This is a genomic window from Pseudovibrio sp. JE062 (assembly GCF_000156235.1).
Lineage (GTDB): Bacteria > Pseudomonadota > Alphaproteobacteria > Rhizobiales > Stappiaceae > Pseudovibrio.
In genome coordinates, this window is the sequence record NZ_DS996805.1 from 119,766 (window position 1) to 142,494 (window position 22,729).

The 22,729-nt window shown below is 55.0% G+C and carries 19 protein-coding genes; 3 read left to right on the top strand and 16 right to left on the bottom strand.

Features of this window, described 5'->3' with window-relative positions; all coding sequences use genetic code 11:
• Positions 1-54: 54 nt before the first annotated feature.
• From PJE062_RS00525 to PJE062_RS00550, 6 genes are all read right to left on the bottom strand, one after another.
• A complete protein-coding gene (locus tag PJE062_RS00525) occupies positions 55-1,452 on the bottom strand; it encodes a glutamine synthetase family protein (protein WP_008546907.1) in 1,398 nt (465 codons plus the stop codon).
• Between the two features lie 34 nt (positions 1,453-1,486).
• Entirely contained in the window at positions 1,487-2,464 is a 978-nt protein-coding gene (gene speB, locus PJE062_RS00530; protein WP_008546778.1) for an agmatinase, read from the bottom strand.
• Between the two features lie 14 nt (positions 2,465-2,478).
• Entirely contained in the window at positions 2,479-3,297 is an 819-nt protein-coding gene (locus tag PJE062_RS00535; protein ID WP_008546957.1) for an ABC transporter permease, read from the bottom strand.
• Complete coding sequence (locus PJE062_RS00540; RefSeq protein ID WP_008546908.1) at positions 3,294-4,250, bottom strand: ABC transporter permease subunit; 957 nt, start codon at positions 4,248-4,250, stop codon at positions 3,294-3,296. The genes PJE062_RS00535 and PJE062_RS00540 overlap by 4 nt, the downstream gene beginning before the upstream one ends.
• Positions 4,251-4,258: 8 nt before the next feature.
• The gene (locus PJE062_RS00545; RefSeq protein ID WP_008546967.1) at positions 4,259-5,407 is read right to left on the bottom strand and encodes an ABC transporter ATP-binding protein; all 1,149 of its coding nucleotides are present in this window, start codon (positions 5,405-5,407) and stop codon (positions 4,259-4,261) included.
• Positions 5,408-5,497: 90 nt separating this feature from the next.
• Complete coding sequence (locus tag PJE062_RS00550; protein WP_008546431.1) at positions 5,498-6,604, bottom strand: polyamine ABC transporter substrate-binding protein; 1,107 nt, start codon at positions 6,602-6,604, stop codon at positions 5,498-5,500.
• Between the two features lie 186 nt (positions 6,605-6,790).
• On the opposite strand from PJE062_RS00550, the gene PJE062_RS00555 reads away from it, so the two are divergent.
• The 3 genes from PJE062_RS00555 to PJE062_RS00565 all read left to right on the top strand — a co-directional run bounded on the left by PJE062_RS00555 (position 6,791) and on the right by PJE062_RS00565 (position 10,412).
• Positions 6,791-7,468 carry a GntR family transcriptional regulator gene (locus tag PJE062_RS00555; RefSeq protein WP_008547024.1) on the top strand — a complete coding sequence of 226 codons (678 nt, stop codon included), beginning with the start codon at positions 6,791-6,793 and terminating at the stop codon, positions 7,466-7,468.
• A gap of 179 nt (positions 7,469-7,647) precedes the next feature.
• Positions 7,648-9,039: an aspartate aminotransferase family protein gene (locus PJE062_RS00560; protein WP_008546522.1), complete on the top strand. Its 1,392-nt coding sequence runs from the start codon at positions 7,648-7,650 to the stop codon at positions 9,037-9,039.
• A gap of 23 nt (positions 9,040-9,062) precedes the next feature.
• Positions 9,063-10,412 (top strand): FAD-binding oxidoreductase, encoded by a 1,350-nt coding sequence (locus PJE062_RS00565; protein ID WP_008546688.1) that lies wholly within the window; start codon positions 9,063-9,065, stop codon positions 10,410-10,412.
• Here PJE062_RS00565 and PJE062_RS00570 read toward each other — a convergent pair.
• The 10 genes from PJE062_RS00570 to PJE062_RS00615 all read right to left on the bottom strand — a co-directional run bounded on the left by PJE062_RS00570 (position 10,409) and on the right by PJE062_RS00615 (position 22,432).
• Positions 10,409-11,815 (bottom strand): GH1 family beta-glucosidase, encoded by a 1,407-nt coding sequence (locus PJE062_RS00570; RefSeq protein WP_008547221.1) that lies wholly within the window; start codon positions 11,813-11,815, stop codon positions 10,409-10,411. The genes PJE062_RS00565 and PJE062_RS00570 overlap by 4 nt on opposite strands.
• Entirely contained in the window at positions 11,793-13,460 is a 1,668-nt protein-coding gene (locus tag PJE062_RS00575; RefSeq protein ID WP_008546632.1) for an amino acid ABC transporter permease, read from the bottom strand. Before PJE062_RS00575 ends, PJE062_RS00570 begins: the two co-directional genes overlap by 23 nt.
• Before the next feature lie 123 nt (positions 13,461-13,583).
• On the bottom strand, positions 13,584-14,336 hold the full coding sequence (locus tag PJE062_RS00580; protein WP_008546348.1) for a basic amino acid ABC transporter substrate-binding protein: 753 nt from the start codon (positions 14,334-14,336) through the stop codon (positions 13,584-13,586).
• Positions 14,337-14,399: 63 nt separating this feature from the next.
• A complete protein-coding gene (locus tag PJE062_RS00585) occupies positions 14,400-15,428 on the bottom strand; it encodes a LacI family transcriptional regulator (protein ID WP_008546635.1) in 1,029 nt (342 codons plus the stop codon).
• A 342-nt stretch (positions 15,429-15,770) separates the two neighbouring features.
• Positions 15,771-16,628, bottom strand: a complete 858-nt coding sequence (locus tag PJE062_RS00590) for a carbohydrate kinase family protein (RefSeq protein WP_008547259.1) — start codon at positions 16,626-16,628, stop codon at positions 15,771-15,773.
• Entirely contained in the window at positions 16,625-17,683 is a 1,059-nt protein-coding gene (locus PJE062_RS00595) for an ABC transporter ATP-binding protein (RefSeq protein WP_008546641.1), read from the bottom strand. Before PJE062_RS00595 ends, PJE062_RS00590 begins: the two co-directional genes overlap by 4 nt.
• Positions 17,684-17,687: 4 nt before the next feature.
• On the bottom strand, positions 17,688-19,175 hold the full coding sequence (gene argH / locus PJE062_RS00600; protein ID WP_008546490.1) for an argininosuccinate lyase: 1,488 nt from the start codon (positions 19,173-19,175) through the stop codon (positions 17,688-17,690).
• On the bottom strand, positions 19,172-20,050 hold the full coding sequence (locus tag PJE062_RS00605; protein WP_008546767.1) for a carbohydrate ABC transporter permease: 879 nt from the start codon (positions 20,048-20,050) through the stop codon (positions 19,172-19,174). The genes argH and PJE062_RS00605 overlap by 4 nt, the downstream gene beginning before the upstream one ends.
• Before the next feature lies 1 nt (position 20,051).
• Complete coding sequence (locus tag PJE062_RS00610) at positions 20,052-20,945, bottom strand: carbohydrate ABC transporter permease (RefSeq protein WP_008546210.1); 894 nt, start codon at positions 20,943-20,945, stop codon at positions 20,052-20,054.
• Between the two features lie 233 nt (positions 20,946-21,178).
• Entirely contained in the window at positions 21,179-22,432 is a 1,254-nt protein-coding gene (locus PJE062_RS00615; protein ID WP_008546619.1) for an extracellular solute-binding protein, read from the bottom strand.
• Positions 22,433-22,729 lie beyond the last annotated feature (297 nt).

Here is a 22,729-nt window from a genome sequence, read left to right on the forward strand (position 1 = left end):
GGTCCCCGGCTATACTTTAGCTTCCAACACAGGGACCACGCCTCCAATGATGTGTCAGACCTTCCTGGCGTAGGTCTGACACTCAAACCCTGTGATCGTTGTTGCGAACACCTCGTATTCCGCTGTTCTGCTGGTGCCATACATGCGGTGGAACTCTTCTGTACTCATCTGCTCGGCGGCTTTGCTTTGCAGCCATGTCTGGATGGCGACCTCCCAGTTTCCGGTGAGGTGGTCATACTGTGTCAGGTCTGCTTCCAGTGTGATGGGCATGCCGGGGTTGCTTTGATTCTCAAGGCCAAGATGAATGCCTTCCAAAATGGCTGCAACAACCAGATACGGGTTTGCATCTGCGCCAGCCACGCGGTGTTCCAGCCGTGCGCCTTTGCCTTGGGTTGCGGGCACGCGAATGGCAGCAGCGCGGTGATCGTAGCCCCAGCAGCACGTGATGGGGGCGTAGGAGCCGGGTTGCAGGCGGCGATAGGAATTGGCGTGTGGGGCAAACAGAATTTGCATGTCCAGCATGGTGTCCAGCAGGCCGCCGATGGCATTGCGGAGTGCGGGATTGGCTTCTTCCGCTGTGCTGCTAAAGATGTTAGTGCCTTGCGCATCCAGCAGGCTGGTATGAACGTGGAAACCGCTGCCGGTTTCCTCGCCGTATGGCTTGGACATGAACGTGACATCCATGCCGTGTTTGCGTGCGATGTGACGAACAACGCGTTTGAACATCAGACAATGATCTGCTGCTTCTACTGCGCTTGGCACGTGCAAGAGGTTGATCTCGAACTGGCCGTGGCCGAACTCAGAAATGGTGGTGTCTGCCGGGATATCCTGAATCTTGCAGGCCTGATTGATCTCCATGAGGAGAGGTTCAAACTGGGCCATGATGTCCAGATCATAAATCTGCGAAGCTTCTAGGCGTTGATTGGTACCGGGAATGCAAGGCGGCAGTGTCAGGCCGGTTGGGCCGGGCTCTATATCGATGAAGTAGAACTCCAGCTCCGTGGCGACAACGGGTGTCAGGCCCTTGTTCTGGAACTTCTTCTCCACGATTTCCAGCACATAGCGGGGGTCCAGCGGGGTTGGCTTTTGGTCATCAATCTCAAAGAGTGTCACTAGCACCTGTGCGGTCGGCACTTTAGCCCATGGCACGAGCTTCAAAGTTCCGGGAACGGGAATGCATACACCGTCTGGATCGCCGCGTTCAATGGCGAGGCCAGTTGCCGGAACATCGACGCCCCATATGTCCAATGCGACTGTTGAAAGAGGCAGTCGAACGCCGCCTTCTGTCAGCTTTTGCAGCATTTCAGCGGGTAGCCATTTGCCTCTGAGCGGGCCGCAGAAACCTGCGTAGAGGATCTCGATCTTTTCCAGATCCGGGTGTTGTTTCAGGAAGGCATCGGCTTCTAGGCGAAACTGATCCAATTGCGGCTTTACAGCGGTCAGGGTAGGCATGCGAACTCTTCTGGTCGTGATCTGGTCTGTTGTTTTATCTGGTGGTTTGGCTGGCGTAGATGCATAGCAAGTCCAGCGCTAATGTGGCTCCGGCAAGGGCCGTGATTTCAGCATGGTCGTAGGCAGGGGCCACTTCCACAAGGTCCATGCCTTTCAGGTTTATTCCGGCAAGGCCGCGCAGGATCTCGCGAGTTTCCCCGGTGTTCATGCCGCCAACGACTGGTGTGCCTGTGCCCGGGGCGAAGGCTGGGTCGAGGCAGTCGATGTCGAAACTGATGTAGCAGGCGGTTTGGCTGATGACTTCAAGCATGCGATCAATGGTGGCCTGCGCCCCGTTATTACGCACCCAGTCCGCCGTAATTGTGGTGAGGCCCTGCGTGTCTTCATTGTTGGTTCTGATACCAACCTGTATCGATGTTTCCGGGTTGATCAAGCCGTCTTTCACTGCTCTGTAGAACATGGTGCCGTGGTCGATGCGGGTGGAGTTGTCCGTCCATGTATCGCTGTGGGCATCAAACTGGATGAGGGACAAGGGCCCGTGCTTTTGGGCATGTGCCTTGAGCATGGGGTAGGTGCTGAAGTGGTCTCCACCCAACATGAGCGTAGCGACATCTGCTTGCAGAACTTTGGCAGCCTGACGCTCCAGCTCCTCCGGTACACTCATGGGGTAGCCGGGGTCGAAGATAAAGTCGCCGTAATCGACAACAGCAAGGCGGTCGAACGGGTCGAAAGACCAGCCCCATGCATGATCCCACGCCAGAATGGAGGAGGCTTGCCTGATGGCGCGTGGGCCAAATCGGCAACCCGGTCTGTTGCTGACCGAGGTGTCGAACGGAATGCCCAGAACGGCGACATCAGCGCCGGTCAGGTCTTTGGTGAACTTGCGGCGCATGAAGCTGAGCGCACCGGCATAGCTGGATTCCGCTATGGTGCCGTAGAGCGTGGAGCGGGTGTAGGCCAGATCTCCATGCGAGTATTCATCTAGCGAGGATGGGTGTTTTACATCAGACACGTTTCGTTCCTCGATCAGGTTGAGCTTATGGCCAGCCGTTCTTCCTTCATGCGCTTGACCTGTGCCTGTTTTGTGACCAGCGAGGCGGTGACCACGCCGACGGCAACGACAGCGATGAGGATGGAAGACAGGGCATTGATTTCAGGTGAAACGCCAATGCGCACCTGAGAATAGATTTTCATGGGCAATGTTGTGGCACCGGGGCCGGAGGCGAAGGAGGCAATGACCAGATCATCCAGCGATAGTGTGAAGGCCAACAGCCATGCGGCCAGAATGGCTGGAAAGATGATGGGTAGTGTCACCTGCATAAAGGCTGAAAAGCGGGTGCAGCCCAGATCCAGCGCGGCTTCTTCAAGGCTTCGTTCAAACGTTACCAGACGGGCAGAGACGACAACGGCAGCGTAGCACATGGAAAAAGTGATGTGGGCGAGCGTGACTGTCCAGAAGCCGCGGGTGAAGTCCAGAGAGACGAAGAGTAGGAGCAGCGACAGGCCAGTGATGACCTCAGGCATGACCATGGGCGCATAGATCATGCCCGTGAAGAGGGTTTTGCCGTGGAACGGTCCAGCTCGGTTAAGCACGAGTGCGGCCATGGTGCCGAGTACGGTGGCGATGCTTGCGGAGATGAAACCGACGCGCAATGTCACCCAGGCAGCGTTGATGAAACTCTCATTGAAGAAGACGGACTGGTACCATTTGGTGGAGAAACCTGCCCAAACGGTGACCAGTCTGGATTCATTGAAAGAGTAGATCATCAGCAGGATGATCGGCAGATACAGGAAGGCAAAGCCAAGTGTGAGCGTTGTGGTGTTGAACCAGTTGAAGCGGGTCATTGGCTGGCCTCCGCTTGTTTCTCTTGCTGTTTCTGGAACAGGATGATGGGCAGGATCAACATGAGCAGCAACAGGATTGCCACCGCTGAGGCTACTGGCCAGTCTCTGTTGGAGAAGAATTCCACCCAAAGCGTTTTGCCGATCATGATGGTGCTGGAGCCGCCCAGAATGTCCGGTATGACAAACTCACCGACCGCAGGAATGAAGACGAGGAAGCAGCCCGCCCAAACGCCGGGCAGGGAAAGCGGAAGCGTGATCACCCAGAAGGCTTTCATGGGAGAACAGCCAAGATCCGTTGCTGCTTCCAGCAGTGATCCATCCAGCTTTTCCAGCACGGCATAGAGCGGAAGCACCATAAAAGGCAGATAGGAATAGACGATGCCGATGTAGATGGCGGTGTCTGTGTTCAGGATCGTCAGCGGCTCATCAATGATGCCTGTCCAGAGTAAGAAGTAATTGAGGAAGCCTTCTTTTTTCAGAATGCCGATCCATGCGTAAACGCGGATGAGGAAGCTGGTCCAGAAAGGCAGGATCACCAACATCAACAGAGTTGCCCGCCACTCCTTGGGGGCTTTGGCCATGGAATAAGCAATCGGGTAGCCAATCAGGAGTGTGAGCAAGGTCGAGACCGAGGCGATCTTGAGACTGCTGAGATACGAGTTGAGATAGAGCGAGTCTTCCGTCAGCCAGACATAGTTCTCCAGATCAAACGCCTGCAGCATGGCCCAGAAGCCTTGCCAGCCTTCAGCAAAGTCGAAGGTTGGAAAGTAGGGCGGACGTGCGAGGATGACATCTGACAGGGAAATCTTGAGAACGATCACGAATGGTGCGAGGAAGAAGATCAGGAGCCAGATGTATGGGACAGCAATAAGCAGTCTGCGGCCCCAGCCTGTGTCCAGATTGGTGGTATCCTGCGTTTCTTCCGTGGGTGAGGTGATGTCTGCAACGGCCATGGGTCACCTCACGTTTCCAGAAAGACGCCAGCGCCTTTTTCCCAGTAGACGTAGACTGTGTCTTCCCATGTGATTGGGCGGTCGGCGAGGTGTTCGCGGTTGGACACCTGCGCTTTCAAGATCGTGCCGTTGGAAGCTTTGACGTGGTAAGTGGAGATGTTGCCGGTGTAGCCGATATCCCAGACTTCGCCTTTCACGCAGTTGTCTGTGTTCTCCGGCTTGTCCTTGGAGATACGTAGCTTTTCCGGGCGTACAGCGAGCCATGCTGTGGTGCCTGCTTGTGGGCGGAGTTTGGTTGAGACGGCTAGTGGCGTCTCGCCTTCCGCCCAGTGGAGGCCGGCTGTTTCGCCCGTGGTGACGTCGATGCGGCCTTCGATGATATTTACATCGCCAAGGAAGTCTGCGGAGTAGCGGGAGTTCGGGTACTCGTAGATTTCAGCGGGTGTGGCGACCTGTACGATCTTGCCGTGGTCCATCACGGCGATGCGACTGGCCACTGTCATAGCTTCTTCCTGATCATGCGTGACGATGACGAAGGTGAGGCCGAGTTGCTCCTGAATGTTCATCAGCTCAAACTGGGTCTGCTCGCGCAGCTTGCGATCCAGCGCGCCGAGAGGTTCATCCAGCAAGAGGAGTTTGGGTTTTTTAGCAAGAGAACGGGCAAGGGCGACGCGCTGCTTCTGGCCGCCCGAGAGTTGGTGTGGCTTGCGTTTGGCAAAGGGCTCCAGCTGCACCAGCGACAACATTTCTTCTACACGTCGTCTGATTTCAGGCTTGGGTGTCTTTTCCTGCTTCAGCCCGAAGCCGATGTTCTGTTCCACCGTCATGTGCGGGAAGAGGGCGTAGGACTGGAACATCATGTTGACGGGCCGCTTGTGCGGCGGGGCTTTTTGCAGATTGCTCTGGCCGAGCATGATGTTGCCTGCGGTTGGATATTCAAAGCCAGCCAACATGCGCATCATGGTGGTTTTGCCGCAGCCGGACGGGCCAAGAAGGGCAAAGAACTCGCGCTCGTAAATGTTGAGCGTCAGATCCTCGATGGCAGTGAAGTCACCGAATTTCTTCGTGACATTTTCAAAACGTACCAAGGGTTCCTGGGTGGGATCTTCCCAAGGTGCGAATTTGCAGACTGGTTGCGTGTTGACCAGAGTTTCCATAGTGGCCCGCTCCACTCTCTGTTTTCATTGCGCTTCCGAGGAAACATGGGAGGTGCGCGGGCAATGAAGATTGCCCGCAGCAGCCAAGAGTTACTGACCGGATTTCACAGCAGTCCAGGCACGGGTCACAACACGCTGAATTTTTGGCGGGTAAGGGGTTGTGACGTATAGGTTTTCCATGGTCGCTTCATCAGGATACACTGCTGTATCTTCCAGCACTTCCTGATCCAGATACTCATGGGAGGCTTTGTTGCCGTTGGCGTAGACTACGTAGTTGGAGGCCTTGGCGATGACATCCGGGCGCATGATGTAATCCAGGAACATATGCGCTTCCTTGGAGTTGGCAGCGTCCGTCGGGATTGCCATCTGGTCAAACCACATCAAGGCGCCTTCCTTCGGGATGATGTAATTGACGGTCACGCCGTTATCCGCCTCAGCGGCTCGGTCGCGCGCCTGAAACACATCGCCGGACCAGCCGATTGCAAGGCAGATGTCGCCGTTGGCAAGGGCGTTGATGTACTCGGAGCTGTGGAACTTCTGAACGTATGGACGGATGGTTTTGAGCAGCTCAGCTGCTTTCTCGATATCCGCTTTGTCATGGCTGTCCGGGTTCAGGCCAAGGTGGTTGAGAGCTGCCGGGATGAGCTCTGTTGGCGCGTCCAGCATATGGATGCCGCAGTCCTGAAACTTGGCAAGGATGTCCGGGTTGAAGATGATTTCCCAGCTGTCGACCGGCTTGCCATCCAGACGCTTAGCGGCGGCTTCAACATTGTAGCCGATGCCGGTGGTGCCCCACATGTAATTGATGGAATAGTCGTTACCCGGGTCATAGATGGAAGTTCTGTCGGAGACGACGGACCACATGTTCTTCAGATTGGGAAGGGCATTTTTGTCCAGCTTCTGGAAGACGCCTGCCTGAATCTGGCGGGACAGGAAGCTGCCGGTTGGAACAACGATGTCATAACCAGTGGTGCCTGCGAGCAGTTTGGTTTCCAGGACCTCGTTTGAATCAAAGACGTCGTAATTGACCTTGATGCCGGTTTCAGCCTCGAAATCCTTCAAGACGCTTTCGTCGATATAGTCTGACCAGTTATAGACATTGACGGTGCCCTCTGCCTGTGCTGCGCTGGCTGCGAGTGCAACCATCATTGCGGTTGCCACAGTTCCCGTCAGTCTGGACTTGAAGTTTGAGCTCATTTCATCTTCCCCCTCAAATTGCTGCGCAGCATTGGTGCTGGCCTGTCTGGATCCGGCAGTCTCCGTTGTTCTTTTTTGTGTGCCTGTTTTGAAAGATGACCACAGAATTCTCAGCTAGGCAATAGTTTGTGATCAAATTATCTTTGCAGCTGGTTCGCGGGCTTCTATAGTTCTTTCATGAGTAAGATGACTTTACAAAGTGCCGTTGCAGCTGATGCGGGCATACCGGTGCATGAGCAGGTTTACCGGCAGTTGCGAGAGCGAATTTTGTTTGGCGGCTTTCTTCCTGGCAAGGCTGTGACCCTGCGTGGTCTGGCGGATGAGCTGGGGGTGAGCGCCATGCCGGTGCGCGAGGCTGTGCGGCGCCTGATTGCAGAAAATGCGCTGGAATTACACGGCAATAGACGCGTTTCCATTCCTGATGTTTCCCAAGAGATCGTTGATGAAATCTGGTCTGCTCGCCGGTTGTTGGAAGTGGAGCTGGCATCCAAGGCTCTGCTCCATTTGGGTGATGATGATATAAAGGCGCTGCAAGACATTGATGATCAGATAGATCTTGCTCTGGAGACAGGCGATGTTGAAGGCTACATGCGCGGAAACTACGAGTTTCATTTTTATCTGTACTCAAAAAGTCGATCCGAAGTTCTTATCAAGCTCGTCAAAAACCTATGGGTTCAGTTCGGTCCTTTCATGCGTCTTGTCTACGGCCGGTCTGGCACCGCGAATCTGGAAGACCAGCACAAACAGGCTTTGGAGGCGCTGAAAGCACTAGATCAGAAAGCACTGCAAGCTGCTTTGGAAGAGGACATTGCGCAAGGGATGGGGTTCATCCGAGAATCCCTCGGCCTTTCTGATAAAGCCTGATGATCTGTTGCTTCTCGCAGTGTTTGTACGGTGCGAGAGCTGATTAGCAAGACGGCGATGGTGGTCAGGGTTGAGACATAGAGATTGACTCACGCTCATTTGTGATCACAAAATAATGGGGAGTTTGCTTCTCTTGCCCGGATTGCAGGGCAGGTACGTTCTCGGAAGGAAAGACCCCCATGGACTATATCGCTAATCTTCCGCCTACCCATGTTCTTCAGGAAAAGGATGCGGCTCACCATCTGCATCCGTTTACGGACACCAAATCCCTTAATGCCAAGGGCACACGCGTGATTACGCGGGCTGAGGGGGTTTATCTCTGGGATTCTGAGGGACACAAAATCCTTGATGGTATGGCCGGGCTCTGGTGCGTGAATGTGGGGTATGGCCGTACTGAGATCATCGAGGCGGTTCATCGGCAGATGCAGCAGCTGCCGTACTACAATACGTTTTTCCAGACTTCACACCCGCCAGCTATCGCGCTTGCAGAGAAGATCGCCCAACTGGCACCGGACCATCTGGATCATGTTTTCTTTGCGGGCTCCGGGTCAGAAGCAAATGACACCGTGGTGCGCATGGTACGGCACTACTGGGCGAGTGAAGGCAAGCCGACCAAAAAGACCATCATCTCCCGCCATAACGCTTATCATGGGTCCACTATGGCAGGCGCCAGTCTGGGCGGCATGAGTGCGATGCATGCGCAGGGCGGGCTGCCTATTCCTGATATCACCCACATTAACCAGCCTTATTGGTATGGCGAAGGCGGAGATATGGATCCCGCCGAGTTTGGTTTGATGCGGGCGCGTGAGCTTGAAGCGGAGATAGAGCGCCTTGGCGAGGACAACGTAGCCGCGTTCATTGGTGAGCCTATTCAGGGCGCGGGCGGTGTCGTTATTCCGCCAGAGACATACTGGCCGGAGATCCAACGCATTTGTCGGGAGCGCAATATCCTGCTGATTGCGGATGAGGTGATTTGCGGGTTTGGGCGGACTGGTAACTGGTTTGGATCGCAGACATTCAACTTCAAACCAGACCTGATGCCGATCGCCAAGGGACTATCCTCCGGCTATTTGCCGATTGGCGCTGTTGTTGTGAGTGAGAAGGTTGCCAAGGGCTTTATTGAGCATGGCGGCGAGTTTTATCACGGCTTTACATACTCAGCTCACCCAGCTGCATGTGCGGCGGCACTGGCGAACCTTGAGATCATTGAGAATGAGCGCCTGCCTGAACGAGTAGCGAGTGATACAGGGCCGTATCTGGCAGAGAAGTGGAAGTTGCTAGGAGAGCATCCTCTGGTTGGAGAGGCGCGGATTTGCGGTCTGGTCGGTGCTCTGGAGCTTTCACCGGATAAAGCACAGCGTGCTTCTTTTGAAGCTGAAAGAGGAACTGTTGGCACCATCTGCCGTGATCACTGCTTTGAGAGCGGGTTGGTGATGCGCCATGTTGGCGACAGCATGATCATCTCGCCGCCGCTAGTCATCACACGCAGTGAGGTGGATGAGCTGATTGAAAAGGCGCATCGTGCGTTGGATATGACGGCTGCTGATGTTACTGCTCAAGGCATCAAGTAGCTTTTGAGGAGGCACAGACTCGATTGAGTTTGCAGCGCATATTTCAGGCTGATGCTTATGGTCAGCAACCGGTGGCACAGAACTTCTGGCATCGTGCGTTCGAGCCAGACGTTTTGGGTGAGCCCTTGCAGGAGGAGCGCTCCTGTGAAGTTGCGATTGTTGGTGGTGGCTACACAGGACTGTCCGCCGGTTTGAAGCTTGCTCAGCAGGGCGTTGATGTTGCTGTGCTGGATGCCCGGCATATTGGCTGGGGAGCTTCTGGTCGCAATGGCGGGTTTTGCTGTCTGGGTGGTACCATTGCGGAGGATGACGAGCTGATCCGACGCTATGGCGAGGTTGAGGCACGGCGGTATTTTTATGCGGAGCGAACAGCCATTGATCTTGTTGCGGAGCTGCTGGATCAGTTCGAGATCGATGCAGATGTGGCCTCTAATGGCGAAACGCTCTTGGCGCATAAACCGCGGCGTGTTGATCAACTGAAAGATACGGCTGCTGACATTCAAAAACGCTACGGGCTCAGCTGTCATTTCCATGACAAGGATGAGTTGACAGAACTCGGCATGAACGCGTCCGGGCTCTCCGCTGGCCTGACCATTCCCGTTGGGTTTGCCTTGCACCCTTACAAGTATGCGCGAGGTCTTGCTGCTGCGGTGAAGGCTCAAGGTGCACGGTTTTACGAGCAAACAGAGGTGCTTGGCATCGTGCCTGCTGATGATGGGCAATATGTTTTGAAGGCGCGCAAGGGGCACTTGCGTGCGCAGAAGGTGTTGCTGGCCACTAACGGATATTCTTCTGAAAATATGCCGGAGTGGCTGGCCAGCAAGTATCTTCCGGTGCAATCCAATATCCTGATGACACGCCCGCTTTCTGAGGACGAACTCAAGCGTCAGGGCTGGTTCTCCAATCAGATGGCGTATGACACGCGGACATTGCTGCACTACTTCCGCCTGCTACCGGACAATCGGATGATGTTTGGCATGCGCGGTAGTGTGAGCGCGGCGCCTCAGGCGCGAGAGCGGATGAGACAAGCGGCGCGGCAAGACTTTGAGCGAATGTTCCCGGAATGGGCGAAGGTGGAGACGCCTGACTTCTGGTCAGGGCTGGCGTGTCTTACAAACAATCTGGTGCCGTTTGTTGGGGCTGTGCCCAATACATCCAGGCTATATGCAGCCTTTGGGTATCACGGAAACGGGGTGGCTATGGCGACTTATGCCGGACGGTTGATTGCCCATGAGATGTTGGGTGAGACGACCAAACTAGCGTATCCAGCGTTCCTGAAAGCGGCGCCGACACAGTTTCCGTTTGGATCTATGCGGCGCCATCTTCTTGCTCTCAGTTACACATGGTTTTCGCTCAAAGACCGGATGTTCTAGGCCTCAGCTTTCCTGCGGTGTGCCTTGCGCTGGTTTGCGACCATGGCGTAAAGCTTGCCGCTCTGTTTTATGGTGCGCTTTTGAGTTTCGAAGTCCACGTGGATCAGGCCAAAGCGTGGCAGGTAGCCTTCGGCCCACTCGAAATTGTCCATGAGGGTCCAGCAGAAATAGCCTTTGAGTGGGATGCCATCTTCAATAGCTCTGGCAGCTTGTTCCAGATGGGTGAGCACATAGGTGCTGCGGTCCCAATCCTGAATGCTGCCATCTGCCTCTACCGTATCTGGAAATGCTGCGCCGTTCTCCGTGATGTAGAGTTGCTTCGGCGCATAGTTGGTGTTGACGTACTGGAGGATGTCATAGAGGCACTGCGGATGCACTTCCCAACCCATCTGGGTGTATTGGCCCTCTGGTAAATACCGTTTGAAGTTGACGGGTGCGAACTCCGTTCCATCCTCAATGATAGATCTGCGGTAGATGTTGATGCCGAGGTAATCCAGTGGCCGCGCGATCTTGTCGAGATCTCCGGGTTCTATGGCTGGTAGGACGTCTTTGTAAGTCTCCAGCATATCAGCGGGATATTGGCCTTTAAAGACGGCATCCAGATACCAGCGGTTCTGGCAGCCTTCGAAGCGCCGTGCAGCGTCAATGTCTGCCGGGGCACTGCTGGCTGGTGTGACCGGGTTCAGGTCCAGGACGATGCCGATTTGTGCGTCTGGGACGTTCTTGCGGATGACAGGTACCGCTTTGCCATGGGCGAGGAGGGCGTGGTGGCTTGCGGCCAGTGCTGCCTTTGCGCCTCCGCCGAGGCCGGGTGCATCCTCCTTCAGGCCGTAGCCCCACCAGGTGAAGGTGAAGAGCTCGTTGAAGGTGGTCCAGTGTTTGATCTTTGTGCCCAGTCGCTTTGTTGTGATGTCGGCATAGTGGACGTAATCGTCCACGAGACCTCTGCGCAGCCAGCCGTTGCCTTCTTCTTGTAAGGGGAGTGGTAGATCCCAGTGATACAGCGTTGCGTAGGGGGTGATGCCTGCTTCCAGCAGTAGGTCAGTCAGGCGTTCATAGAAGGCAAGGCCTTCTTCGTTGAGTGGGCCTCTGCCGTTCGGCAGGATGCGTGACCAGCAGATGGAGAAGCGGTAGGCGGTGAGGCCGAGCTCTTTCATCAGGGCGACGTCTTCTTCCAACCGGTGGTAATGATCGCAGGCGATGTCGCCGTTGGTGCCATCCGCGATGTTGCCGGGGATGTGGGTGAAATGATCCCAAACGGTTGGACCACGGCCACCTTCGTTGACGGCGCCTTCAATCTGGTAAGAAGCGGTTGCTGCACCAAGCACCATATCTTTGGGGAGGCTAATGGAGTTTGCCAGCTGCTGGAGGCGCTCCAGTTTATTCGTGTGATTTGCGCTCATAACGTCTCTCGATTGATTTGATTATGCTGGCTGCGCCCAGTGTGAGAACCACATAAAGAATTGCAGCGGAGTTGAACGGGGCGAAGGGTAAGAAGCTGCTCGCCTGAAACTCTCTCATGCGCTGTGTAACGTCACGAACAGAGAGAATGGACAGCAAGGATGTGTCCTTGAGCATGGCGATGAACTCGTTGCCCAGTGGAGGTATGACGATAGACAGGGCCTGAGGCAGCACTACAAAACGTGCGACTTGCCAACGGCTTAAGCCAAGGCTTCTGGCTGCTTCGATCTGCCCTTTAGGGACTGCGAGAATGCCAGCGCGGAAGATCTCTGCCATGTAGGCGGAATAGCCGATGGAAATGGCGACGATACCGCGGGTCATGTTGGAAAGGTTGATTGCTCCATCCGATGCACTCTTGATGGCACCACTGAGGGGCAAGCCAACGTAAAGGATGATCACCAGCATGGGGATGCCGCGAACGGTGTCGATGAAGAACTCTGCGGCGATGGCAAGTGGGTGTTCGGCACGGTAGATCGAGCAGATCACGAGCAGCATGGTGAAGAAGCCGAGCACGCCAAATGTGATGGCCGGGTACTTGCTTTCATCCGGCAGAAACGACGTTTGCCAGAGGAGGTTTGCATCGGCTGGAACGGCCTCAGTCGGTATGAAGGCTGCTGATACACGTTTGTTCTTTTCAACGGTGATCAATGCGTGGCTCGGATCCTTCACGCTTCGGATGTCGATGCTGGTGTGGTTAGCGCCGTCATACTCTCCGAAACGGATCTGGTCGGTGACTGGTTGTGGTGTGCCCTTGATGATGGCGACGCGGCCTTCCAGAGAGCCGATCAGACTGTAGGACTGCTGCGGTTGCATAGCGAAGAAGGTGCAGAGGCCGAAGAAGATCAGCGCTGCGATGGCGTAGAAGAGGTTGGTGTGTTTCTTCTTCTCCAGGCTTTGCAGGCCAGCCCAGATCAGTCCAAGGATCATGGAGGTGAAGTAGGCGAAGAATGCTGCTCGTAGTGTCACCATCAGGCCAGCTGCAAATCCGGCATGGGCTACGAACAGGATGTAGAACGCTCCAAGTGCATTGGCTAGGAGCAATAGGGTCAGTCCGTATCTACTTAAAGAAACAAGGGCTTGCTTTGACTTGCTGAGAAAATGAATCAGTAGCAGGCCAAGTGAGGCAATCAGGTAGGCGAAGGTTGCTTTGGAGAAAATGCTGAGCACCAGTACCTGGGCTTCAGGGGTGAGCTGACGTGGTCTGACGGCTTTTTGAATGAGGTCGGATGTGTAAGGATCAACGCTGTTGGCGATGATGGAGTCTGCGAAGATGGACAGGTCTACGGTGTTGGTGGCGATTAGTGCCTGAAGTGTAAAGTAGATTATCAGAGCTGCATTCTGGCTGAGTTGGCTGGCTTTGCTTTTCTCTGTATTTTTCAACAGAGAGTAGGCCAGCCAGAAGCCTGCGCAGAAGACGGCGAGTGCGCAGAGGAAGCTTGCGAACAGCGTGCTGGCGTTCTCTCCGATGCCGACAATGGCGTAGATTGAGCGCTTGTAATTGTTGGTCGAGACAAACAGGTAGATGATGAAGGGCATTGCAGCAATGAGGATGACATTGCTGGGCCGCAGAGTTCTTAAGACATTCACGGGAATCCTCCACTCACATCAATGGGTTGATGTGTTTCGTGGATCGCTTCGATACATTGGGAGAGCGGGCTGCTCGCAGGGAACAGGCCCGCCCCGGAGGTTTAGGCGAGGTGCCTGAAGAGATTAGTTCTCAACGCCCCAGTACTTGGCGACGAGGGCATCCCATGTACCGTCTGCTTTGATTTGCTCGAGGCCTTCGTTGAAGGCGTCAACCATTGGAGAGCCTTTCTGGAACACGATGCCGAGTGGGTCGGATTCCAGGCCTTTGATTGCGGCAGTCAGTTCGCCGGCAAATTCCTGCTCGTAAGCGTGAGCGGAGGTTCCGTCGATGATGACGCCGTCTACGTCAGCGTTTTGCAGGGCCAGAATGGCGGCTGCGAAGGTATCGTAGAGGCGGGTGTTGTCGCGTGTAACGAGTTTTTCAGCCAGTTGGGCGTTGGTGGTGCCGGTTTGGGCTGCGAGTGTTTTGCTGCCGTTCTGGAAGGCGTCCAGTGAGGTGCCTTCATCTTCGACGCGCAGCAGGATTGCCTGACTGACAACGAGGTATGGATCAGAGAAGTCCATGGTTTTCTTGCGCTCGTCCGTGATGGAAACACCGGACATGACCACGTCGAATTCGCCCTGAACCAGCGCCGCAAAAATGCCATCCCATGCAGTGGTTACAAACTCTGCCTTACAATTAATTTTCGCGCAGATGGCGTCCATGATATCTACGTCAAACCCAACGATTTCGCCGGTTTTCTCATCAACGGTTTCCATTGGCGGGTAGGTGGTGTCTGAGCCGACTTTGAGGACATGTCCTCCCAGATCTGCGGCCTGTGCGCCTGCGATCATCATGGTTCCAAATACTGTCGCGGCAATAAATTCACGTAACATATTATGCTCTCCTCATAATTTTGCTTGGCCTAGCCAGAGCGCTGGGCCGCGTGTGCCTGAAGCCTAAGGTTTCAGGCGGTCGTCCTGCCGTTCGATCAGTTGTGGCATGACCATTCTTTGGAGGTCTTGTGCCGGCTCTCCCTCTATGCGGCGAATGATGAACTCGCCGAGAGCCTTGCTGGTTTCTTCAATGGGCAGGTAATATGTCGTGATCGGTGGGGTGAAATATGCACTGACGTTGATGTCGTCGGTGGCGTTGACGATCGCATCCTTGCCGAACTCTATGCCCAGTTCGTGAAAGGCGGACAGCACGCCGAGTGCGCTCGCTTCGTTGGCGCAAATATAGGCTGTTGGCTTATTGTTGTGATTATACAATGCTTTAACAGTCGCTTTGCCGAACTCCGGTGTAAGCGGTCCGGTGGCGATGAAATCTGCTGTTGTTTTTATCCCCGCATCTTCCAGCGCTCGCAGGTAACCGCGCTGGCGCTGTTTTGAGTACATCAGCTCGTCTGGCGGGTTGATAGTGACGATGTTGGAGTGGCCGAGGCGGAGGAGGCGGGCGGTGGCCTCATAGGACATTTGCTGGGAGTGTGCGTCCACATAGGAGTAAGGAGTGAAGTGCTCGCTCATGCCGTAGGTGACGAATGGAAAGTCTTTTTCCAGCATATAGCTGATGCGGGTGTCATCGGGGCGGGTGCCTGAGATGATGATGCCATCGGCCAGACGCTGCTCGACGATGTTCCGAATTTCCTGAAAGCTGCTGTCAAAATCATCGACCGGATAGATCGCAGCGCGATACAAGGTGCCGCGTAGGGCGCCCATTATGCCATTGAGAATATTGGTGTATTCAACGCCCTCCCACTCATGACTGCCAGTGGTTGGTGTAGTCATGACAACGGCGACAGAGTAGGTGCGGCCTGTGCGCAGGCGCAGGCCATCGAGGTTGCGGACGTAGCCGATTTCCTCGGCGATTTGGCGTACGCGTTCCTTGGTCTTGTCCTTAACTGAGGAGCAATCCTTCAAAGCTCTGGAGACGGTGCCGACGGAAAGGTCAGCTTTTTGAGCGATGGTTTTGATTGTTGCGCGAGCCACTTTATGAAATCCGACAGTATGCGCTCTTCCGGAACCGAAAAAGCAATAATTAAAACGTTTGTATTTTAGGAATCAAAATTTTGATCTGTCAAGAATGGCTGAAAATATAGGATTTTTGGTCTTGTTGACGATTTCCTAAGAAATCAGAGAATACGTTTTAATTTTTGCGTTGCAATGTGCGTTGTTTTGTAAAAATTGCGTTGAAGAGGTAAAAGGGTGCGTTCATCGGTACTGCAGTGATGCGCGCATATGTGCTGCGGCTGCAAGCTATGCGGAAGAGTGAGAGATGCGGGGATAGAAGGGGGATAAGGGCCACGGTGCTCGTGACCCTTTTTTGTTTGATTAAGGCGCGCCACCGACGCGCATGACAGCGGCTGCGCCGCACTTATTCCCGTCGTGCAGGCAGGTCTCAATGTCTGCACCGCGTAGCCACGAGCTTAAGAACCCGGCATTGAAGGCATCGCCTGCGCCAGTGGTGTCGACCACGGGTACCGGGTCGGCGGCAACGGTGATTTCGCCATCGGGCGTTATGGCAGTTGCGCCTGCCTTGCCTTTCTTGACCACTGTGAGGGTCGGGCAGTTGGCCGGATCTTTCAGGTAGCCCAGATGCTCGGCTTCCATCTCGTTGGGCAGGAACAGGTCCACCTGTGCGATGAGGTCCTGAACGTCTCCATTGAGCAGGCAGTTCTGGTCCCAGGAGCAATCCAGCGAGACGGTCATGCCAGCTGCTTTGGCGATCTCCAGAAGTTCTGGCAGCTCTTGCAGCGTTGCCAACTCACCAATGTGCAGATGTCTGGCTTTTGAGGCGCTGAACGCGTCCAGCATGTCTCTTGGAACGGCGGTGCCATTGCGCTTGGTCAGGAAGGCACGGTCTTCCAGACAACCGATTACGGCTGTGACCTGCGCGCCATTGGCCTGATCGTACGGCGAGAGGCTTAGGTCGACGCCGCTGCGCTGCATCTTTTCAAGGATCGCAGAGCCGAATGGGCCGCCCGGCATGGACGCCAGCAGCGTGGTTTTGTGGCCCAACGCGGAAAGGTTGGCAGCGGTGATGAAACCGCCGCCTCCGGGTTCAACTGCCAGATCCTTGGCGTAGGTTTCTTCGCCTAGCCTTGGCAGTTCGGTGAGCCCTGTAAAGATGAGGTCGCAATAAACCCGTCCCGCACAGACGATTGCCCCATCGGTTTCTTTTGAGGTCACCGGATAGCCTCCCCGGTGTCTGCATCAAACAAGTGAATGGCTTCAGGTGCTGCATGCAGGTTGACTGTGTCGCCTACGGCTGGTGGTGTTCTGCCGGAGGCTTTTGCAATGACTTCCTCATCGCCCACTTTCACGTAGGCGAGAGTGTCGGTGCCCAGAGGCTCGATCACGGAGACTTCGCCGGAGAACAGGCCTTCGCCTTCCTGAACGAGCAGGGCATCCGGGCGCAGGCCAACGGCGACCTTCTGGTCTTCGTTGAGCTTGGTGGTTGGCAGCTGAATGGCTGTGCCGTTTTCCAGCGCGATGGTTTCGCCCTTCACAATGCCTTTGAGCATGTTCATGGAGGGAGCGCCGATGAACTGAGCCACGAAGATATTGGCTGGTTCGTAGAAGACCTCAAACGGCGTGCCGACCTGCTGGATGTGACCGTCTTTCATGATCACGATGCGGTCTGCCATGGTCATGGCTTCCACCTGATCGTGGGTCACGAAAATGATCGTGTTGCCAACGCGTTGGTGGAGCTTCTTGATCTCCAACCGCATCTGGGTGCGCAGCTGCGCGTCCAGGTTAGACAGTGGCTCGTCGAACAGGAAGGCGGCTGGGTCTCGCACCATGGCGCGGCCAATGGCAACACGCTGACGCTGGCCACCGGAAAGCTGGTTTGGCTTTCTGTCGAGCAGATCAGTGAGTTCCAGAATGCCTGCCACTTCATCGATGCGGGCATCCTTCTCTTCCTTGGAGAGTTTGGAGGTGCGCAGTCCGAAGCCGATGTTTTTGCGCACGGACATGTGCGGGTAGATCGCATAGTTCTGGAACACCATGGCGATGTTGCGCTCTTTGGGCTCCATGTCATTGACGACATCACCGCCAATGCGGATGTCGCCAGCGGAGACTTCCTCCAGACCTGCGATCATGCGCAGGGTGGTGGATTTGCCGCAGCCGGACGGGCCGACCAGAACAACGAACTCGCCGGACTGGATGTCCAGATTGATGCCATGCAGGACCTGCGTGTTCCCGTAGGACTTAACGAGATTGTTTAGAGATACGGTGGTCAATCGATCACTCCTGCACTAGTTTTGCAAAAGCAGCGCTGCGCACCTTGGTGGCCTGCGCGCTTTGATCTACAAATGATTTGTTATTGGCTCTCAATGCCTTGGCGAACTGCTTGTAGGTTTCTAAAGCAGCGTCCAATGCACTCGGAGCTGGCCCGCCGGGACGGGTGCGAATGGCAACGAAATTTTCTGCACTGACAGCATGCATGAACTGATCTTCGCTCATGCGGGAGACCCTTTGTACATGGGCCTCAAAGGCCTTGCCAAACGGGTCGAAGCCATCACGCAGTGGCTTTTGCTCTGCGATCACAGCCTTGGCTGTTTCCGCTGCAATCTCGTGGGCCTGACGGAAGGAGAGACCTTCCTCCCGCACCAGTGTGTCTGCCAGCTCTGTGATGGTGATGCAGGAGGCGTCCGTGTTTTTGGCAACACGTTCCTCGTTGATGGAGCTTGCTGCGATGAGTGCTGCAAACAGGTCCAGCACACGGCTGCCGCTTTCAAAGGCGGCGTAGCCTGCCTGCTGCACTTCACCCTCACTATCGTTCATATCTGTGAACGGGGTGTTGTGCATGGTGCCGACGATTGCATCGCAGCGGCCAACGGTGACGGAGGCCAGATGGCGCAGATGCTCAATCGGCACCGGATTGCGCTTTTGCGGCATGATGGACGAGATCTGCACCAGACTGTTTGGCACGTAGAGCTGGCCGACCTCGAACGCGCTCCAGAACTGCATATCCTGAATGACGCGGCCCAGATGCAGGAACATGAGCTTCATGGCCGAATAGAGGCCTGTCACGTAATCTACTGAGGCAATGCAGCCATAGGAGTTGAGCAGAGGCTCACTGAAGCCCAGTAGCTCTGCCATGCGTTCGCGATTGATCGGGAAGCCGGAGGTGGTGATGGCTGCTGCACCCATTGGGCAGTGGTCAATGCCAGCTCTTGCTAGCTTCAGACGTTCCAGATCGCGCAGCAGCACTTCCAGCGCTGCGGACAGGTAATGGCCGAAGGTGGATGGCTGTGCCGGTTGCCCATGGGTGTAGGCAACGATCAGCGTTTCCTTCTCTATCTCAGCTTTTCTGATCAGCACATCGCACAGGTGTAGTGCCTGCTGGGTGAGGGCATCACAGCGTTTGGCCAGTGCCAGCTTGAAGACTGTATGGTCCATGTCATTGCGCGAGCGGGCTGTGTGCAGCATGCCGGCAATGTCCGGGCCCAGACGTTTCTTCAGCTCAGCTTCCACGAGGAAGAAGTAGTCTTCGTACTCGCCTGTGTATTCCGGATCAGCATCGGCCAGACCTTTCTCGATCTCGACCAGCGCCTTGGCGATCTGCTTGCCGGTTTCCAGTGGCACGATGCCAGTCTCGCACAGCATCACCAGATGTGCCTGATTGATCTGCGTGATCGAGGTGGTGTGGTGTGCTTTGACCCCTTCAAAGAGCGGTGCAAGCACGGTGTCCTTGTAGACCGGATGCGGGAACTTGGAACTGTCGATCATCCTTTAAGCCCTGCCATTACTACGCCGCGAATGATGTAGCGCTGGAACACCAGGAATACGATCAGGGTCGGGATGGTTGAGATTGCTGCGCCGGTCATGATCAGCTCCCACTCCACCTGCGCTTCTACGGAGAAGGTGGTGAGGCCAACGGGCAGGGTGTACATTTCCTGACTGTTGGTGACGATGAGCGGCCAGATGAAGGCGGTCCAGTTGCCGAGGAACACGAAGATTGCCAGAGCTGCCAGAGCCGGGCGCACCAGCGGCATGGCCACGGTCCACCAGATCTGCAGTTCGTTGAGGCCATCGATGCGTGCTGCTTCTAGGAAGTCATCCGGCACAGTTTCAAAGAACTGCTTCATGAGGAAGGTGCCGAAGGCTGTCATGAGGCCCGGGAACATGATGCCCCAGTAGGTGTCGAGCCAACCGAATGTGGAACTCATCAGATACCACGGAATAACCAGCATTTCGGTCGGGATCATCAAGGTCGACAGGATGGCGATGAAGATGACGTAACGGCCCGGGAAGGTGTACTTACACAGGACGTAACCGACGAGGCTGTCAAACAGCACATTACAGATGGTTGTAATGGTGGCGATGAGCAGCGAGTTGGTGAACCAGCCGAAGAAGCGACCATCTTCCAGAACGTAGGTGTAGTTCTCGATGGTTGGTTCTTCCGGGATGAGGTTCAAGTTGTAGACCTCAAACGGGTATTTGAAGGACGTGGACAGCATGAACACGATTGGCATGATCATGGCGATGCCGCCTGCAAACAGCAGGAGCCAGCGGATGAATTGTGCCTGACTGCGTTTTCTGCGGGCTGAGCTGCGCAGGGATGCAGCGCTCTTGCCTGTGTCCAGTGTTTCTGAAAAAGCCATATTACTTATCCCTCATGACGCGCAGTTGCAGCAGGCTGACGACGAGCAGAACGGTGAACAGGACAACCGTTTGTGCTGCCGCATACCCCATGTCAAAAGAGTTGAAGGCCGTGTCGTAGATCATCAGAACCAACGGCTTGGTGGAGTTCAGCGGGCCGCCCGGATCGTTCGTGGTCATGTTGAAGACCTGGTCGAAGATGCGCAGGAAGCCGATTGAGGAGAAGACAACCAAAAAGACGATGGTTGGCTTGAGCAGAGGGATGGTGATCTCTGTCAGGGTTTCCCATGCGGAGATGCCATCAATGCGGGCTGCCTCATAATAGGTTTGCGGAATGGCGCGCAGGCCTGCCATGAAGATGATGACCTGGAACCCGAGACCTGCCCAGATGGCTGGTGCCAGAATGGATGGCAGGGCGTAGGTGGTGGAGTTCAGGAATGGGATCTGCGGAATGCCGAAGGTTGCCAGAGCGTTGTTGAATACGCCGATTGGAACCGGCTGGTAGAACCAGCGCCAGACCCATGCCATGGCCACAGCGCTGGTCATGAATGGCAGGAAGTACAGTGCGCGGATGGTGCCGTGCATGAAGCGCAGCTTATCCAGATGGAATGCGATCACGAATGCCAGAAGCAGGGAAGTTGGTGTTCCCAATATCAGATAGAGGAAGGTGTTGGCGAACACTTTCCAGAAGGTTGGATCGCTGAATAGCTTTACGTAGTTGTCGAACCCGGTCCAGCTGCGGGAGCCAAGCAGGTTCCATTCCTGAAAAGAGAGCAGAATGGCGTTCGCTGTTGGATAGAAGCGCACAACCACATAAAAAACGATCGGGATGGCGAGTAGCCCCCATGCCCAGACGATCTGCTTTTGCGAGATCGAGAGCCTTTTATAAATCCCCAAAACCGCCCCCTGATTATAGCCGGAATTGCAGCAGTTTGCTCATAATATGATTCATGAGACTGCTCTAACTCTTTGTTTTAAGGTGTTTTGTGGCTCTGCTGAAAGAGCCTTTGCCCTATATGCTGACCTTGAGATGTGAGGGCAAAGGGATCGCCCTCACATGCTTTTGTTTTGCGTCGTGCTTCTTTCGAAGAGCGGGTTCCAATCTTCGCAGAAGCAGCGGTTTTTGACGCTTAGTTGTAGTAGTCGTCGAGGATCTTCTGCTCTTCGCCTGCTGCCTGAGCAAGGGAATCTTCTGCAGACTGACTTTCAAGACGCATACGGCCAACCATGTCCATCAGAGCCTGACGCTGACCACTTTCGTTGGCAAAGATGGTTGTCTTTGCGTAGCCGAGGCCTTTGATGAACGGGCCGTAGACTTCGTGGTTTGCGTTTGCATCGGTCATCGCAGCGGATGGCTTTGCTGGAAGTTCGCCAACGGTGTCGAGCCAGACCTGCATGGCCTCATCGGAGGTCACGTATTTCATGAACTTGACGGCTGCGTCGTACTTCTCACCGGTTGCCTTGGAAGTGATGCCGTTGACCCAGTAGGAGGAGTAGTTGGACTGGGTTCCGTCAGCAGCTGCTGGCAGCTCTGCCACGCCCCACTTGAGGCCACGAACCTTGTTGAGTGCGCCGATGCGGAAAGAACCATCGATGTGCATGCCTGCGCGGCCTGCCTTGAAGGCTGCCTGCGGCTCATCCATGAAGCCAGCTGCGGTCACTTTGTGGGTGAACTCAAGATCGGAGTAGTACTTCAGAGCGGCTTTACCAGCGTCTGTGTTGTAGTTCACCTTCTTGTAGTTATCCATGTACGGATCACCGCCGAACTGGCGTACGAGCACTTCGCGGAACCAGTGGTGATCCTGCGCGTTCATGCCGGTGGTGATGCCAACGGTAGAAAGGTTGCCTGCGCCGTCTGTCTGGGTGAGTTTCTTGGCAGTTTCAACCAGCTCGTCCAGTGTTTTTGGCGGGCCGTCGATACCTGCTTTGTCGAAGAGGCGCTTGTTGTAGAACAGAGCCAGCGAGCGCACTGCGGTTGGCAGGGCCATGTACTGGTCGCCGCGCTTCATGGCCTGAACCATTGGGAAGAACTCAGCTTCGATCTCAGCTGGCGGGAACACGTCGTTTGGTAGCGGCTGGATGAGCTGCGCGTTGACGTAGTCGTTCAGCCAGCCATAGAACAGCTGCACCACATCCGGGCCCTGACCTGCAGGGATCGCTGCTGCCACTTTCGTGCGGTAATCCGCATACGGGAAGTGGGTCATCTTCACGGTGATGTCCGGATTGGCCTTCTCGAAGTTTTCGATCAGGGTTTCCATGGCCTTCACACGTGGCTCAAAGAAATACTGCCAGTACTCAATTTCAACTGCTTGTGCGCTGCCTGCTGCATACATTGCGCAAGCTGCGGTGGTTGCCCCCAGCATCCACTTTTTCAATTGCTTCATTGACCCTCTCCTAAGTCCTAAAGTCGGAGCTGCCCTCTATTCCTCGCCCCAGCTTCTTTTGATAAATTGCGAAAAGAAATGTTCTTCTCTTAATATTTCACAATGCTGAACAGATTTAATTCAATTAAGTTGAATATTCAAGTGTTTTGAATTAATGGATAGATATGCATCGAAAAGCACCACTTAAAATCATTGGCTCAAACGCTGAAAGAACTCGACTTCACAATAGGAAAGTCGTTCTCGGACACTTACGTTCCCATGGTAAACTGGGACGTGCAGAACTTGCTCGCCTGACTG

Bases quoted from the DNA above. Each gene is read 5' to 3' on its own strand.
- PJE062_RS00525 (WP_008546907.1), bottom strand. From the start codon at position 1,452: ATGCCTACCCTGACCGCTGTAAAGCCGCAATTGGATCAGTTTCGCCTA.
- PJE062_RS00535 (WP_008546957.1), bottom strand. From the start codon at position 3,297: ATGACCCGCTTCAACTGGTTCAACACCACAACGCTCACACTTGGCTTT.
- PJE062_RS00540 (WP_008546908.1), bottom strand. From the start codon at position 4,250: ATGGCCGTTGCAGACATCACCTCACCCACGGAAGAAACGCAGGATACC.
- PJE062_RS00545 (WP_008546967.1), bottom strand. From the start codon at position 5,407: ATGGAAACTCTGGTCAACACGCAACCAGTCTGCAAATTCGCACCTTGG.
- PJE062_RS00550 (WP_008546431.1), bottom strand. From the start codon at position 6,604: ATGAGCTCAAACTTCAAGTCCAGACTGACGGGAACTGTGGCAACCGCA.
- PJE062_RS00555 (WP_008547024.1), top strand. From the start codon at position 6,791: ATGACTTTACAAAGTGCCGTTGCAGCTGATGCGGGCATACCGGTGCAT.
- PJE062_RS00560 (WP_008546522.1), top strand. From the start codon at position 7,648: ATGGACTATATCGCTAATCTTCCGCCTACCCATGTTCTTCAGGAAAAG.
- PJE062_RS00570 (WP_008547221.1), bottom strand. From the start codon at position 11,815: ATGAGCGCAAATCACACGAATAAACTGGAGCGCCTCCAGCAGCTGGCA.
- PJE062_RS00580 (WP_008546348.1), bottom strand. From the start codon at position 14,336: ATGTTACGTGAATTTATTGCCGCGACAGTATTTGGAACCATGATGATC.
- argH (WP_008546490.1), bottom strand. From the start codon at position 19,175: ATGATCGACAGTTCCAAGTTCCCGCATCCGGTCTACAAGGACACCGTG.
- PJE062_RS00605 (WP_008546767.1), bottom strand. From the start codon at position 20,050: ATGGCTTTTTCAGAAACACTGGACACAGGCAAGAGCGCTGCATCCCTG.
- PJE062_RS00615 (WP_008546619.1), bottom strand. From the start codon at position 22,432: ATGAAGCAATTGAAAAAGTGGATGCTGGGGGCAACCACCGCAGCTTGC.